Annotated in this window: 17 protein-coding genes and 1 tRNA gene; 2 read left to right on the top strand and 16 right to left on the bottom strand. The window is 45.5% G+C overall.

Annotated elements, in window-relative coordinates:
- Positions 1–154: 154 nt before the first annotated feature.
- From H6995_05645 to H6995_05605, 9 genes are all read right to left on the bottom strand, one after another.
- Positions 155–604 carry a YiiD C-terminal domain-containing protein gene (locus tag H6995_05645; protein MCP5214472.1) on the bottom strand — a complete coding sequence of 150 codons (450 nt, stop codon included), beginning with the start codon at positions 602–604 and terminating at the stop codon, positions 155–157.
- Positions 588–1,163 (bottom strand): nitroreductase, encoded by a 576-nt coding sequence (locus H6995_05640; GenBank protein ID MCP5214471.1) that lies wholly within the window; start codon positions 1,161–1,163, stop codon positions 588–590. The genes H6995_05645 and H6995_05640 overlap by 17 nt, the downstream gene beginning before the upstream one ends.
- A 97-nt stretch (positions 1,164–1,260) precedes the next feature.
- Complete coding sequence (locus tag H6995_05635) at positions 1,261–1,743, bottom strand: glutathione peroxidase (GenBank protein MCP5214470.1); 483 nt, start codon at positions 1,741–1,743, stop codon at positions 1,261–1,263.
- Between the two features lie 53 nt (positions 1,744–1,796).
- Positions 1,797–2,624, bottom strand: a complete 828-nt coding sequence (gene queF, locus H6995_05630; protein MCP5214469.1) for an NADPH-dependent 7-cyano-7-deazaguanine reductase QueF — start codon at positions 2,622–2,624, stop codon at positions 1,797–1,799.
- A gap of 20 nt (positions 2,625–2,644) precedes the next feature.
- Positions 2,645–3,421: an ABC transporter permease gene (locus tag H6995_05625; GenBank protein MCP5214468.1), complete on the bottom strand. Its 777-nt coding sequence runs from the start codon at positions 3,419–3,421 to the stop codon at positions 2,645–2,647.
- Entirely contained in the window at positions 3,421–4,194 is a 774-nt protein-coding gene (locus tag H6995_05620; GenBank protein ID MCP5214467.1) for an ABC transporter permease, read from the bottom strand. The genes H6995_05625 and H6995_05620 overlap by 1 nt, the downstream gene beginning before the upstream one ends.
- On the bottom strand, positions 4,191–5,114 hold the full coding sequence (locus H6995_05615; protein ID MCP5214466.1) for an ABC transporter ATP-binding protein: 924 nt from the start codon (positions 5,112–5,114) through the stop codon (positions 4,191–4,193). Before H6995_05615 ends, H6995_05620 begins: the two co-directional genes overlap by 4 nt.
- 98 nt (positions 5,115–5,212) lie before the next feature.
- On the bottom strand, positions 5,213–6,811 hold the full coding sequence (locus H6995_05610; GenBank protein ID MCP5214465.1) for an AMP-binding protein: 1,599 nt from the start codon (positions 6,809–6,811) through the stop codon (positions 5,213–5,215).
- Between the two features lie 138 nt (positions 6,812–6,949).
- Positions 6,950–7,025, bottom strand: a tRNA-Gly gene (locus H6995_05605).
- Positions 7,026–7,299: 274 nt separating this feature from the next.
- Here H6995_05605 and purU point away from each other — a divergent pair.
- Positions 7,300–8,184, top strand: a complete 885-nt coding sequence (gene purU, locus H6995_05600; GenBank protein ID MCP5214464.1) for a formyltetrahydrofolate deformylase — start codon at positions 7,300–7,302, stop codon at positions 8,182–8,184.
- Here purU and H6995_05595 read toward each other — a convergent pair.
- Positions 8,177–8,854, bottom strand: a complete 678-nt coding sequence (locus H6995_05595; protein MCP5214463.1) for an ABC transporter ATP-binding protein — start codon at positions 8,852–8,854, stop codon at positions 8,177–8,179. The two genes, purU and H6995_05595, sit on opposite strands and share 8 nt — an antisense overlap.
- A 22-nt stretch (positions 8,855–8,876) precedes the next feature.
- On the opposite strand from H6995_05595, the gene H6995_05590 reads away from it, so the two are divergent.
- The gene (locus H6995_05590; GenBank protein MCP5214462.1) at positions 8,877–9,503 is read left to right on the top strand and encodes an arylesterase; all 627 of its coding nucleotides are present in this window, start codon (positions 8,877–8,879) and stop codon (positions 9,501–9,503) included.
- A 52-nt stretch (positions 9,504–9,555) separates the two neighbouring features.
- Here the strand turns inward: H6995_05590 and H6995_05585 are convergent, their stop codons facing one another.
- The 6 genes from H6995_05585 to H6995_05560 all read right to left on the bottom strand — a co-directional run bounded on the left by H6995_05585 (position 9,556) and on the right by H6995_05560 (position 14,061).
- Positions 9,556–10,668: a nucleotidyltransferase family protein gene (locus tag H6995_05585; protein MCP5214461.1), complete on the bottom strand. Its 1,113-nt coding sequence runs from the start codon at positions 10,666–10,668 to the stop codon at positions 9,556–9,558.
- Positions 10,665–11,585 (bottom strand): HprK-related kinase A, encoded by a 921-nt coding sequence (locus tag H6995_05580; protein ID MCP5214460.1) that lies wholly within the window; start codon positions 11,583–11,585, stop codon positions 10,665–10,667. Before H6995_05580 ends, H6995_05585 begins: the two co-directional genes overlap by 4 nt.
- Positions 11,582–11,884, bottom strand: coding sequence for a hypothetical protein (locus H6995_05575; GenBank protein ID MCP5214459.1), 303 nt, complete (start codon positions 11,882–11,884; stop codon positions 11,582–11,584). The genes H6995_05580 and H6995_05575 overlap by 4 nt, the downstream gene beginning before the upstream one ends.
- Positions 11,885–11,973: 89 nt before the next feature.
- Complete coding sequence (locus H6995_05570; protein MCP5214458.1) at positions 11,974–12,636, bottom strand: hypothetical protein; 663 nt, start codon at positions 12,634–12,636, stop codon at positions 11,974–11,976.
- Between the two features lie 280 nt (positions 12,637–12,916).
- Positions 12,917–13,690, bottom strand: coding sequence for a trypsin-like peptidase domain-containing protein (locus tag H6995_05565; GenBank protein MCP5214457.1), 774 nt, complete (start codon positions 13,688–13,690; stop codon positions 12,917–12,919).
- Positions 13,690–14,061, bottom strand: coding sequence for a diacylglycerol kinase (locus H6995_05560; GenBank protein MCP5214456.1), 372 nt, complete (start codon positions 14,059–14,061; stop codon positions 13,690–13,692). Before H6995_05560 ends, H6995_05565 begins: the two co-directional genes overlap by 1 nt.
- Positions 14,062–14,317: the final 256 nt, after the last annotated feature.

The raw sequence follows: 14,317 nt of genomic DNA, 5'->3' as shown, positions 1-14,317 counted from the left end.
ATGCGTTCAACTTCTTGTTGCTTTCAAACTACAACGCGTCCGCACGCCTGCGTGGATGTAGCTTTTTCAAACAAATACACTTGTGTAATTTGATGCTCGAAAAAGAGCGCGTACTTTATACTAGGGTCTGGTGAAATGCAACGCCGCAAAAACCCTACGACTTGGGAAAAGCAACATAGGTTCCTTGATAATAAACAGCCACTTCAGCCCCTTGTTTAATCCTGGATTCTAGTACGAGGCTACCTTTGCCCTTCTGTTCCAACTTCACTATAAACGTTTTTAAGATGTCCGTTGCCGGCAAATAAGACTCAACCCTAAAGTCAGCGGTGATTGGCAGACGGTATTCGCTCTGACTACTGACCACAGCCAAGTCTAAATAGAATCCTTTTTGCTTTAAAAACAAATGTAGCAACGACCAGGCACAATAGGTTGTCGCCGCATTTAAAGAACCCGCAAAACCGGTACCTTTATCGTTGATGTTTGGCGCTAACGGAAAGGCTAACGACAGCCTATTACCATCATATTCGGCGACCGTCATCCCCATTGCCTTTAACAGAGGAATCTGACAATAACTCGATTCAACAAAGTCAGGAAGCAACGTCAATTTTGCCCCAACTCACAAGAACATCCCGAATGCGTATCTCCGGAGCAGGTTTTAGTTTTACTTGGGGCGTACCCAGATAGATAAAGCCTATAATGACCTCATTTTTGGCCAAACCCAATCCTTCTTTAACAACTGAATGATAGGCGGCGCCCCCCGTTCTCCAATAGGCGCCAACGCCTAAAGCAAAAGCCGCCGTAACCAAATTAGTGGCGGCGGCACCTGCAGTGATGATTTGCTCTATTTCAGGAACCTTGGGATGCTCTGTCAATTTTGCCACAACAACCACAATAGTCGGCGCACGTAGCGTTTTGCGTCGGACTTTATCAAGCGCCTCTGGCGCAGAATCCGGTGTGTCGGTTAGTGCAGCCTGCACCAAGACCTCACCCAGTTGCTCTCGCGCTGCCCCCTCAATCAACAAAAAACGCCAGGGACGAAGATTGGCATGATCCGGTGCCCGCACCGCAGCTTTTAACATTATTTCGAGCTGCTCTGCGCTAGGACCAGGCTCAGTTAATAAAGCACATGAAACCCGGTTGTGTAGTGCGGTTAATACATCCATCAATGATTCCTTAAAACAACCTATGATCTACTTTTGTTCAGCCCCTTCACCAGCACCAGGTAACTGAGCGCATTAATGGTAGCTTAGGACTAGAAACTTAAGGCAATGCTCTCTCAATAGCACTTTTTACTTCAGCCTCATCAGGCGCAGTTTTAGGGCCGAACCTGGCCACCACTTCACCAGCGCCGCTAATTAAAAACTTCTCAAAGTTCCAGGTAATATCACCGGGAAACGCTGCCCCGTCTCCGGCTAACCACTGATAAAGAGGGTGCCGCCCTTCCCCGTTGACATCAACTTTGCTGCTCATCGGAAAAGAGACTTTAAAATTGGTGCTACAAAAGTCCTTTATTTCGCTCTCGGTTCCCGGCTCCTGCCCACCAAACTGGTTACAGGGGATACCCAGCACAACTAAACCATCGCCTTGATACTCCCGATAAAGAGCCTGTAAGGCTTCATATTGCGGAGTCAGACCACACTTGCTGGCAACATTCACCAACAATACCGGTTTACCTTTGAATTGCGACAGATTAAGCGCGTTACCGTCAATATCAAGCAAACTAAAATCATATAACTTAGACATTTTTCTACTCCTGCTGCCAGTGGCAACTGTTAGGTTTGGTCTCTCTATTCTTTCTACTGCCTCACTTGACGCCCAATAACCTGGAAATCTTTCTGAGTTGAGCGCACGGGGTTAATATCCAGTCCGCCTCTGCGCAAATACCTTGCGTTGACTGTTAGCTCTAATGGTGCGCATTCACGCATGATATCCATAAATATTTGCTCAATGCATTGTTCATGAAAACCCATATGTTCTCGGTACGAAATAAGGTATCTCAGTAATCCGGCGTGATCAATCCGCACACCGGAATAATCGATAAAAAGACTTGCCCAGTCGGGCTGACCGGTAACCGGACAGTTGGATTTAAGTAAATGGCTGACTAATCGCTCACTGGTCTGGCTCTGCGTATCGACGCCTAACTGCGACGGATCAGGTTGGTATTGATTAATTTCCACATCCAAATCATCTATGCAAAGGTACTTGCTGACATTGTAAAACTCTCCCGCTGTGTCCTTAAGAACACTTATATAAACCGTTACTTCACCGCCCGCACATGATGACAAATCACTTTCTATTAAACTTTTAACCTCTTGTTTTTTTTGATATTTTGATTGATTCAATGAGTTAAGATAAAGCTTGAGTGATTTAGACTCGATAAGACAAGGAGAATCACAGGGTACAACAAATTCCGCCATTGCCACCTGGGGCTTTCCCTTACCGTTAAGCCAGGACAACTCATAAGCGGTCCAACGATCAGCGCCATAAAAAGGTAACGGGCCATCGATACCCAGCTCAGCTCGTCCGTTTGACCGGGGAATAGCAAATAGCAACTCAGGCGCATAGGTGCTGGGATAGCCACTTTCTTTGCCGAGCAGTGAGTCCTGAGGTGTATTTTTCTTCATTGACAATCCTATACTGATCTTTAGCTTCTGAGACCAACGCCTCTTTTTAGCAACCAGAGACAGGCACAAAAGAACAAGAGCATAAAACTCGACATCATGGCAAAAGCCAAGCCCAGATTAACCTCTATTATGCCAGTAAACCCATAACGGGCAGCACTGATGATATAAAGTATTGGATTGAGCAGGGATAGGTGACGCCAAAAGTCAGGCAGCATTTCGATAGTATAAAAGACCCCACCCAAATAAATCAGTGGCGTTAAAACAAAGGTAGGAATAATAGAAACATCATCAAAATTATTCGCAAATAGCGCATTGATAAAACCCGCCATGGAAAATATCGCCGAGGCCATGAGCAGGGTTAATAGCACAATAGCAGGGCTGGCAACCTTAATGGAACCAAAAACAGCGCAGATAGCCAATGCCATTAGCCCCACAATCAAACCACGCGCGATACCACCCGCGATATAACCCGCTAACATGACATAACCCGGTATCGGGGCAATCAGCATTTCTTCAATGCAATGCTCGAATTTCGCCATATAGAGAGAAAAGGTCACATTTTCATACGCGCTCATAATGACACTTAGCATGATAAGCCCGGGGACAATAAATTCCAGATAGCTAATCCCCCGCATTGAACCAACGCGATCGCCAATCAGATTGCCAAAAATAATCAAATAGAGCGTCAAACTTATAGCCGAAGGAACCAGAGTCTCAAGCCAAATCGACAGAAATCTTTTCACCTCTCCACGGAATATCGTGGGAAAGGCCGCCCAATTATTAAGGCATTGTTCCATTAACTGCGCAGTCCTTTGCTATGTTTAAGCAAATACAAACCTAAGACAAAGAACGCCAGGATAAACAGCATGATCACACCGAAAGCGGTAACCACATCGATATCTGAAACGCCCAATACGCCAAATCGAAAGGCATTGACCATGTATAGAATGGGATTAATTAATGACAGATTGCGCCAAAATTCGGGTAATAAATCAATCGAATAAAAAACGCCGCCCAGGTAAGTCAGCGGCGTTAGTACAAAATTGGGAATGATCGAGATATCGTCAAAGTTCTTGGCGTAAATTGCATTTAGAAATCCGGCCAGCGCAAACAATATAGAGGTCAATACGACCACAGAGAGCATTATACCCACATGGGCGATATGCAGGTCGGTAAAGAACAGAGACACCAAGGTTACGATAAAACCTACAATCAACCCGCGCGCTACGCCACCCACAATGTAGCCAACTAATATCAAGAAGTTTGGCGTTGGCGAAACCAGCACTTCTTCTATCTGATTCTGGAATTTGGCGCTGTAGAAAGAGGAAACCACATTTGAATACGAATTAGTGATAACCGACATCATAATCAACCCGGGCACGATATAAGCGACATAGTCAAAGCCGCCCATCTCACCCACCCGACGGCCAATCAAATTACCGAAAATTACAAAATACAGCGCCATGGTAATGATAGGAGGAATCAGAGTTTGCACCCAGATACGTAGAAATCGACGTACTTCTTTGATGACTATAGTGCTAAAACTAATCCAAAGCTCGTAGAAACTCACGCCACTCTCCCCGCTTCCACTAGAGAAACGAAGAGTTCTTCCAAACGATTTGCCTTATTGCGCATGCTCCGAACCTGGATTCCCTGCGCAGAGAGGCTTTCAAAAATGGGATTCAGCCCCTGTTCCCGCACCACTATTGCCTCAAAGCAATGATTATCAACCAGCCGTGTCGCATAGCCGCTTATTTCCGGCGCCATTTCCAGTTCATTGGTCACATCAAAAATAAAGGTTTCCAAATTCAACTGGCTTATGAGCGCACGCGTGTTCGAGTCCTGAATGATTTTACCCTTATCAATAATCGCAATATTACGACACAGGCTTTCGGCCTCTTCCAGGTAGTGAGTGGTCAAAATAATAGTGACGCCCTGGGCATTAATCTCTCGTAAAAACTCCCACATGGAGCGGCGCAATTCAATATCAACCCCGGCAGTCGGCTCATCTAAAATCAATACCTTAGGCTCATGAATTAATGCGCGGGCAATCATCAATCTGCGCTTCATACCCCCCGACAACATACGTGCCTGAGTATTGCGTTTATCCCAAAGGCCAATTTTTTTCAAGTAGTGTTCAGCACGCTGACGCGCGAGCTTGAGCGGAATACCATAGTAACCGCCCTGCGTCACCACGATGTCGAAGACCTTCTCAAACTGGCTAAAGTTAAACTCCTGCGGTACCACGCCCAAGTGTTTTTTTGCCTGCGAAAAGTGAGTATCAATATCGTAACCGAATACCGCCACCGTGCCGGAAGTTTTATTGACGAGAGAAGTAATAATACTCAGAGTAGTGGATTTACCCGCACCATTTGGCCCAAGCAAGCCAAAAAAATCACCCTGTTTAACATCAAGGTTAATACCTTTAAGGGCTTCAACTCCACCCGCATAAACCTTTTTTAAGTCCCTGATTACTAATGCTTTAGTCATATCAATTCTTATTGTTAACTGCGCTGAGAAAATATTTTCAATAGTAATGTTTGCAGTGCGGCCGTCCCATCACTTTCGACCTTTCTTGAGACTAAACTTTACTTCAATTCACGGCGTAAAATTTTACCAACATTGGATTTGGGTAACTCTGCGACAAACTCTATGTGCTTGGGCACTTTATAGCCGGTCAGACGTTCCCGACAAAAGGTGCGAACCTCTTCTGCGGTGACCTTTGGATACGCTTTGACGGCCACTAACTTGACCACTTCACCACTGTTTTCATCTGGCACCCCAATCGCCGCGCACTCTTTAACACCCGGGTGCATACTCGCCACTTCTTCCACTTCATTAGGAAATACTTTAAAACCCGAGACCAGGATCATATCCTTTTTACGGTCAACGATTTTAATATAACCATCCTTATCTATTTGGGCGATATCTCCGGTTTTCAACCAACCTTCTTCGGTTAGTACGTTTTGCGTCTCCTTTGGGCGCCGCCAATAACCGAGCATAATCTGCGGCCCTTTAACCCAAAGCTCCCCTGGCGTTCCTATCGGTAGTGCTTTTCCATCATCATTGACCACTTTAACCTCCGTGCCCGGAACCGGTGTGCCAATGGTGCCTTCGCGAATAGCGCCGGTTTGGTTACTCGAAACTACCGGAGAGGCCTCGGTTAGCCCGTAACCTTCCAAAATGGCGCAGCCGGTCAGCTCTCGCCAGCGTGTTGCTGTATCAGAGGTCAGCGCCATACCGCCGGCAGAGCAATTCCTTAAGTTTTTAAAGTTTAAACGTTTAAATGCAGCGTTGTGCAGAAGCGCATTGTAGAGTGTATTTAAGCCGATAAAACAGGTGATCGGATAGTCCTTAAACGTCTTAACCACCGAACTGATATCCCTCGGATTGGGAATTAATATACTGTGATTCCCCGTATAGGGCGAACAAAGAACATGCATGGTAAAGGCGTAGATATGGTAGAGCGGCAGCGGTGCAGCGATGCAATCTTGCTCGATGCGATAAACGTCGGGTAAGTGCTCGCAGGCCTGTATCATATTCGCGACCAGGTTGCCATGAGACAGCATCGCACCCTTAGCAACACCTGTCGTGCCACCGGTGTATTGCAACAGTGCCAAATCCTCAGGCTTGCGCTGGACGAGCTGAAACGTGCATTTCTCCCCTTGTTTAATCGCCCGCCTTAAATCAATTCTGCCAGGAATATTAAAGTTCGGCACCGCTCTCTTACCATACTTCACCACCAGGTTTAATAAGATGCGTTTAAACCCCGGATGAAAATCCCCTACCTGGGCGGTAAAAATATATTTCAATTCTGTTTCCGCCATGACATTAGCGACGGTATCAGCAAAATTTTCCAACACTACCAGCGCCTTGGCACCAGAGTCCTGCAATTGGTGCAAAAGTTCTCGCTCGGTATAGAGTGGATTGGTGTTTACCAGCACCAGCCCAGCTTTAAGCACCCCCAAAGCCACCACCGGATAGTGCAAGAGATTAGGGAGCTGAATCGCCACCCGATCGCCCACTTTTAGCGTGGTTTGATTTTGCAGATAAGCCGCAAATTGTGTCGAAAGCAGATCTAACTGCTGAAAACTAAGGGTATGGCCCAGCGCAGAAAAAATCGGATTATTGCTGTATTTCTGACAGGCATCTGAATAAATATCGATAATGGTTTGATTTATTTCCATTCTCTCCCCCAGGCAAGAGACTTTTGTCGATGTTACCTTATTGCTGTACGGGTTCCTAGGGGCGCAAAATCTGCCACTTAAGTGGCGTATATAAGATGCCTATAAACGCAAAAAGCAGCCGAAGCTGCTTTCAGGATCTGGAGCGGGAAACGAGACTCGAACTCGCGACCCCAACCTTGGCAAGGTTGTGCTCTACCAACTGAGCTATTCCCGCGTAAAACTTTCTAATTTAAGGCGCGGGCGTTTCCCCGCCACTTCATAGGTATGATTCTGTAGAGCTGATCCCACAACCTTTGAAGAGGCGCGAATTCTAATTTAAAACCTTCTGGAAAACCAGTCTGAACGTGAAAAAATTACCGCCTGACAGTGAAGTGCTTATTCATTCAACGTCTAATTGAATTTGCTTAATCGCGATTCCTGCATCATGCTATATCTTTAATAAAGGACGCTGACCGTCCGCTTCTATAACCATCAAACAGACATACCCAATGACACCAGAGAAAAGCCACAGACAAGAACAACACTACATTCTCACCCTCTCCAGCCCAGACCGAAAGGGCATCGTCAGAGCTGTAGCGAATTTCCTCTACGACTGGGACGCTAACATCATTGATGCGGGGCAGCATGGCGACCCTGTTTCCGGCAGATTTTTCCTGCGTACTGAGTTTTGCAGCGCCTCACAAACATCATTAACCAACCTCGAAGAACTGGAACAGGCATTCCTACCGATTGCACAAGAGTTTTCGATGGATTGGCAGTTTCACGATGCCAGTCGGCGTACCAAAGTGCTGATTGCTGCTTCGAAGCATGGCCACTGTCTGAACGATCTGCTCCACAGATGGAATACTGGAGTGCTGCCCATCGATATCGTCGGCGTCGTGTCTAATCATCAGGATATGCGTGAAATGGTGGAGTGGCATAGCCTGCCCTTCCATTATTTACCGGTCACTAAGGCAACCAAGGCGGAACAAGAAAAAGCCATTTTAGCAGTGATGCAGGATACCGGGGCGGAATTACTCGCATTGGCCAGATACATGCAAATTCTTTCTGATGAAATGTGTCAAGCGCTTTCCGGCAAGGCCATTAATATTCATCACTCCTTTCTACCGGGTTTTAAGGGCGCCAAGCCCTATCATCAGGCTTATGAGCGCGGCGTTAAAATTATCGGTGCGACCGCACACTATGTTACTTGCGATTTGGACGAAGGGCCCATAATTGAACAATGTACTGAACGAGTAGACCATTTGTACAGCCCTGACGAATTGGTACAGATTGGCCGCGACACCGAGTGCATGGCATTTGCCCGTGCGATTAAATGGCATTGCGAGCATCGCGTTATTTTGAATGGCAATAGAACAGTGGTTTTTAAGTAGCCGTCTCATCCAGATTCACCACTCTGCCAACTTCCAGGCTAACCTTACGATCACAGCGCGACGCCAAATGGTCGTCGTGAGTCACCATCACCAGAGTTGTGTACTTTTCTCGATTGAGTTCAAACAACAGATCAATTATTTTTTCACCCGTTTGCGTATCAAGGTTCCCCGTTGGCTCATCGGCAAATAAAATAGTCGGCTCGGTTACAAAAGCCCTGGCGATAGCCACCCGCTGCTGCTCCCCGCCGGAGAGCTGGGCAGGATAGTGACCTATGCGCTCGGCCAAACCTACTCTCGCCAATAAATTTTTCGCTTTAATTTCAGCATCATCGCAACCTTTGATCTCTAAAGGCAATAGTACATTTTCCAATGCCGTTAAGCTCGGTAAGAGCTGGAATGACTGGAATATAAAGCCCACATATTTACCACGTAGCAGCGCGCGGCCGTCTTCATCCAATAAACTCAGATCCTGTCCGGCGAGAATCACTTTACCAGCACTCGGTTCATCCAATCCGGCCAACAGACCAAGTAATGTAGATTTACCCGAACCCGAAATCCCGACCACCGCCACCGACTCGCCAGACTTGATCTCTAAACTAACCTTCGACAGAATGGTCAAATCACCAGCCAGAGTGCTCACTCTTTTAGTCAGCCCCTCTGCCACAATCATTAATTGAGGTTCTTTATTTTCCATGCAACGTGCCCTGATAGTCATTCTTTTAGTGTTATGCCCCGTCATTGTATCTGCAAAAACAGTATTGGTGTTAGGCGACAGCCTAAGCGCCGCTTACAACATGAAACTGGAAGCGGGCTGGGTTCATTTGCTCAGTGAGCGATTAGGCCCAAATCACCAAGTGATTAATGCCAGCATCAGTGGTGACACCACCGCCGGAGGAGTTAATCGATTACCCGCCGCCTTGAAAAAGCACCGCCCGGACATTGTAATTTTAGAACTTGGCGCCAACGATGGCCTGCGCGGCCTTTCCTTAACACAAATGAAACGAAATCTATCGAAGATGATCGAGCTTTCGCAAATCAGTGGCGCCAAAGTAATCCTAGCCGCGATGCATTTACCGCCGAACTATGGGGATTTGTACAATAGTAAATTTCACAATGTATATACTGAGCTAAAGAGAGAGCATAACATTGTGCTAATCCCCTTTCTGTTAGACCAGGTGGGCGGCGTCGATGATATGATTCAGGCTGACGGCTTGCATCCAAATGAGAAGGCGCAACCGATTATTCTCACCAATGTTTGGGGGCAGCTGAGGAAATTACTCGATGTACAAAAAGTTAGTTTGGAAAATACACAGTTATAGCTAACCAAAATCAGCTCTAACTCAAATCTTGTTTTATGATATGAATTTAACTTTACGGTTGTTTCGGCATCAATACTACTTGATCTTCTTTTTTTTCAAATCGTTTTTTCCATGCTTTGCGAATCAAATGTGGAAACAACAAATGCATAGGCATGCGTAAATAGTGCGATCGAATATAGAGTAGTAGTCGTGCAAGACTCGATCCCGGCATGTTACAGCTTGGGTGATTCGGTCTTAATGCACGTAAAAACAACCAATCCATCAATCTCCCCATTAAGACGCCTGGGGCTCCGCAATGAGCACTGCGCATCACATTGTCGGGTACTTGTGCTTGAAGAATCTGTTTGGAGTAATGCAGCCCATAGTAAAGCGGCTTGAGCAAACCCAACTCCTTGGCTCGCGGCACCAACCGATCCCAGAAGCCTGATTCGTTTTGCTCAAAGTAGCATAATAATTCTTTGATATCGTTCAAATCCCGCAAACCATGGTCGAATTCGCCTTCATGGAACAAGTGCGTAGTGCTATGGATTAAAATATCCTCTGAGCAAAGAGTGAACACCCCAGGCGAAATCTCTCGTTTCGCATCAATAATCTTATTTGGGTCTGGTTTATATTTCGCAGTTGGCGGCAATATGGTGTGATGAACATCAAGAAAACCTTTCCGTACTAAATGCTGGAGAGGCGGGATTTCATGCATCCACTCACGGTAGTAGCGCTGGTCATAGCTATCAGTTTTACTTGAAATCCAACCATGAGAAGCGAAAGCTTGTTCTGCCTCTTTGATTTGTTTTTTTGACACTAACAAATCGATATCGGAAAGTAGTCGGCCTTTAGCGAGATCAAGACCAGAGGCAATATAGGCCGCTCCTTTAAGTAAAATTACTGGCGCAGAAATAGGCTCCAAAGCCTTAATTATCTTTGTCACCTCCCATAAAGTAGTCGCCCTTTGTTTTTCCGAGGCTAAAAACGCAGATAGGCTGTGATTCAATGGTGCCGACGGCAGCGAGTCCGTTAAGTTATTCTGCTCAATCAACACATGTAAACGCCCTAGCAACAGGGCATGCCTAGCCTGTGGTATCAGCACGTTCCAGTCATCTAGCGTAAGACTTTGTAATATTGCAGGATCACGAAGCACCTCTACCAACGTATATGATGGATAGTTCATCCTCTAACTTCGCTCAGTTGGTTCAAAGTGGAAACTGCTTCTTCCAAATTGGAATAACTTAAATTGTAGCAATCGCTTGCTTCAATCAACCTCGACATCACATCAAAACCTTGGGCACCCAACAAACTATAATTAAATGACTGATCAGCGGTTTTCAAGAAAGCAGTCTCTTTGATTCTTTCTGTTAACCTCAAAGAAGCTTCTGCAGTGTATTTTGGAAATATGACCCAACCTGGCTTTACTGTTTGACTATCAAGCTCAACGGAATGGGTATCCGGCTTCATATGGGCCACTGTACCCTTGTGGGTATCAGCACTCATCGGACCTAGCACAACGCTTGGATCAAATGATTTTATAATCTGAATAGACTCATTCTTTAAACTAATTGGACGACAAACAGGAATGAGATCGCTATTCTCCAAAGAAATCAGCGCATGCTCGTCTGACAACAATCGCCAACCGCGTAAAACCAAGGCAGCGCACAGAGTACTCTTTCCGGCGCCCGGTGCGCCAGGCATCACCAACGCTTTACCATTTCTCTCGAGAACCGCAGCATGTAACTTTAAATATTGGTTCATATGAATTGAAATACACCAGTTCATACCCCACTCTAAAAATGCGTATGCCTGTGACAATGGCAAGGGTTTAAATGGCGTCTGATGGTCGAAATAAAAGTCCAGTTTGGGCCGGAACCAGCGTCGTAACCAATTCGGAGAATCTAACCGTATATCAAAGTCAACAAATTCCAAGTTTGAGTAGAATTTATTGTTTCCATATAAGACATGAATCCCTTCGGCAACAGCTGCTGCTGATGAGCGTATTCGATAACAAAATGGCCCGGTTTTGAGATAAAGACCAGAACCACCAAGTATTGAAGACAATTGCAAAGAAGATAAGTCAGAGATTGTTGCAATCATTGCGCGACCACTATGTCGCGCTTTATTAATTCAGCCAGCACCAATTCCATATGACTAAGATAACTTTCATCAACCTCATAATTAAGCACTTCAGCCACATGCTCAAACAGAAATTGTTTTTCGAGGGGTCTCTCGAGCAAATTTTGAATCAGCGGAACTGCTGTCGGGTTTAATAATAAAGTATCACCTGAAGCCGTATGGAACAACAAGGTCTCATTGCCGAAAGATTTAAGTATCAGTTCGGTACCCGAAGGGATATGAAGAAAAACCTGATGTATGATTAATTCCTTGCCAAACAAAATCAAAGAGCCTTTGATTCACAAATATACAATGAATCAAAGACTCGTAGAATAACACCAAGCTCCCCTAAATAAGAAGCGAAAGAGCCCTAATCGTGATAAAAGAAATTGTTAGCGTCGTTATTCAACGGACAGTTTCTTTCATTCAACGATGCCATTTGGCTATGCCAATTAATCAACGGTCCAGTGTTATTATTGTTGTTCTTCCATGCAGTATAGGCAGTGCAATATCCATTAACCACCTGCTGTGGTGTCAATTCAAAAAAACCACTCATGATAGTTGCATTTAGCCAAGCAGCTATAGAGTGCCTCGCCGACTGTTTTAGAAATGAAGTGTTTTCGTTTGGAATACAGAGTATTTGGTTCAACTCGGTCCCCTGTGCGAATCCGGGGCCAGGCCCACAACCAAATAGCGCGCTAAACTCCCACCATGGATCAACACCAGTTAACTGTTTAATTCTATCCCATGCTTTAGTATCTGGAGGCTGACCATAACACCAGAATCCAGGTGTGCAACCCATTCGGCATGCTTCCGGGTCAAAATTATGTAGAGAGCTTCCCGCATCTATCGACGCTAAAACAGAACCAGAACAGCGCGGATCCGTAAAACCCGTTCCTAGTGCTGGCCGACTAAGCAGCGACATTAGCACAGCGCCACCAGCAATACCTGACTTGGTAAAGTTACGTCTTGACTCTACCTGACCTTCAAGCTGTTTTTTGTCGTCACTTTCCGTTTTCACATCATCAGCCATAAGACTTCCTAAAACTTAAATTCCACTGAACCAATTATAGACGTTATCCACAAATATAAAGCATTTTTCTGCTCAAACAGGCTGCGTCTATACAATCCCAAACAAAGAGGTTGAACTCTTCACTAAATCTGCAATATTTGTACCTGAAACAAAATATACTTTAAAAACAAAACATTACCAGCAATAGATAGCCTAAAAGGGGGGCAAGATTGTAAATATGTAAAATTTACTGACACTTATCGCTTATCAGTAACCTGTCACGTTGGGATAGCCCCGGCTATCACTGCTGGCTCTTAACTAAATCTCGTACATAGTTTGAAGGAATCGCATAGGTAATACCGCTTGGTTTTTCAAGCACAGACTCCTTGGTTTCCTTTACAAAAACCTTATTAATAACACCAATTACTTTACCTGTAGCAGGGTCATAGAGTGGACTACCGCTATTTCCCGGATAGGCCGTCGCATCCAACTGAAAAATACTGTAGGGCGATTGCAAGCGCCGAATGAGTCTGGGATCAAGTTGCCCTGAATAAAACGCGGGGATCGCCATCGGCGTAATACTGGCGATAATGCCATGATGGGTTGCCGGATAAAGCCCCAACACAGCCCCCACCGGAAAACCGGTAAAGGCGTATTCCTCACCTTCTCGCACCGTACTCGAATCGCCTAATTGTAAAGCTGGTAATTTCCCGCTTGATAACTTTAGTAACGCCAGATCATGCTCATTATCTCTGCGAACCAGTTCAACATCGACCACTTCCGGAGTTTTCCCGACGCCCACAAAAATCACCCGGCGTTCTTTATGTAGAATATCCAGCTCACCGCCAATAACATGTGCATTGGTCACAATATAGGATCCATTGCCTACCACAAACCCCGTTCCCATGAGTTGGGAACGAGGCTGACGGGTAGGCAAATAAGTCCCGACACCCACCACCGATGGTTTTACTACAGCAATGGTATCAGATAGCGAAGCTGCCATTATCGACAAAGATAATCCGCAGATTAGCAACCCAGTGAACCATTGCAGACCGCGCAGAATCAATGACAACATCAGAACCACCAACGATCAAGTATTACGCCGAACCATACCAGCACCGTGATAATAATACTTAACATCACTGCTGCCGAACCCATATCTTTAGCGCGTCCGGCAAGCTCCGTATATTCCGAAGTTACCTGATCCACGACTGCTTCCAAGGCAGAATTCAATATTTCAACCACCATCACCAGCAGCCAGCTACCCATCAGCAGGCTCCTGACCAGAAAGCTTTCGCCAAGCCAAAATGCAGCAGGCATGAGGATTAAGGCCAGCGCAAACTCAAAACGAAAAGCCTCTTCATTATGCCAGGCGGCTCTAATGCCCGCCAAAGAATAGCGAGTAGCATTAACTAGCCGATGTTTGATGCGTTGAAGAATATTCATTTTCTCTTAATGCTACCTGTTCACCTGTCAGTGTTCGAGACCAATAAAACAGTTAGCCTCGCCATTTAGTTTATCATTGTGCCTAACTCGGCGAATCATGTCTCCCTTATCGTAATCTACTTCCGGTATTTTCCCGGATAGTACCGGAACCAAGCTGGCACTTTCATACCCACCCTTTTGTGAACGCTCAACGCTATAACGTAAAAAATTTCCACCACCATCCTCACTATGGTTTTAAACTGAAGTTAGCCTGTAT

The sequence above is a fragment of the Pseudomonadales bacterium genome, from assembly GCA_024234615.1.
Lineage (GTDB): Bacteria > Pseudomonadota > Gammaproteobacteria > Pseudomonadales > IMCC2047 > JAJFKB01.
This window is presented reverse-complemented; position numbering and strand designations above follow the sequence as displayed.

Coding starts and splice junctions, on each gene's coding strand:
- H6995_05560 (MCP5214456.1), bottom strand. CDS start 14,061: ATGAATATTCTTCAACGCATCAAACATCGGCTAGTTAATGCTACTCGC.
- H6995_05565 (MCP5214457.1), bottom strand. CDS start 13,690: ATGTTGTCATTGATTCTGCGCGGTCTGCAATGGTTCACTGGGTTGCTA.
- H6995_05635 (MCP5214470.1), bottom strand. CDS start 1,743: ATGTCTAAGTTATATGATTTTAGTTTGCTTGATATTGACGGTAACGCG.
- H6995_05640 (MCP5214471.1), bottom strand. CDS start 1,163: ATGGATGTATTAACCGCACTACACAACCGGGTTTCATGTGCTTTATTA.
- H6995_05585 (MCP5214461.1), bottom strand. CDS start 10,668: ATGAACTATCCATCATATACGTTGGTAGAGGTGCTTCGTGATCCTGCA.
- H6995_05595 (MCP5214463.1), bottom strand. CDS start 8,854: ATGATTGTGGCAGAGGGGCTGACTAAAAGAGTGAGCACTCTGGCTGGT.
- H6995_05625 (MCP5214468.1), bottom strand. CDS start 3,421: ATGGAACAATGCCTTAATAATTGGGCGGCCTTTCCCACGATATTCCGT.
- H6995_05570 (MCP5214458.1), bottom strand. CDS start 12,636: ATGGCTGATGATGTGAAAACGGAAAGTGACGACAAAAAACAGCTTGAA.
- H6995_05615 (MCP5214466.1), bottom strand. CDS start 5,114: ATGACTAAAGCATTAGTAATCAGGGACTTAAAAAAGGTTTATGCGGGT.
- H6995_05580 (MCP5214460.1), bottom strand. CDS start 11,585: ATGATTGCAACAATCTCTGACTTATCTTCTTTGCAATTGTCTTCAATA.
- H6995_05590 (MCP5214462.1), top strand. CDS start 8,877: ATGCAACGTGCCCTGATAGTCATTCTTTTAGTGTTATGCCCCGTCATT.
- H6995_05610 (MCP5214465.1), bottom strand. CDS start 6,811: ATGGAAATAAATCAAACCATTATCGATATTTATTCAGATGCCTGTCAG.
- queF (MCP5214469.1), bottom strand. CDS start 2,624: ATGAAGAAAAATACACCTCAGGACTCACTGCTCGGCAAAGAAAGTGGC.
- purU (MCP5214464.1), top strand. CDS start 7,300: ATGACACCAGAGAAAAGCCACAGACAAGAACAACACTACATTCTCACC.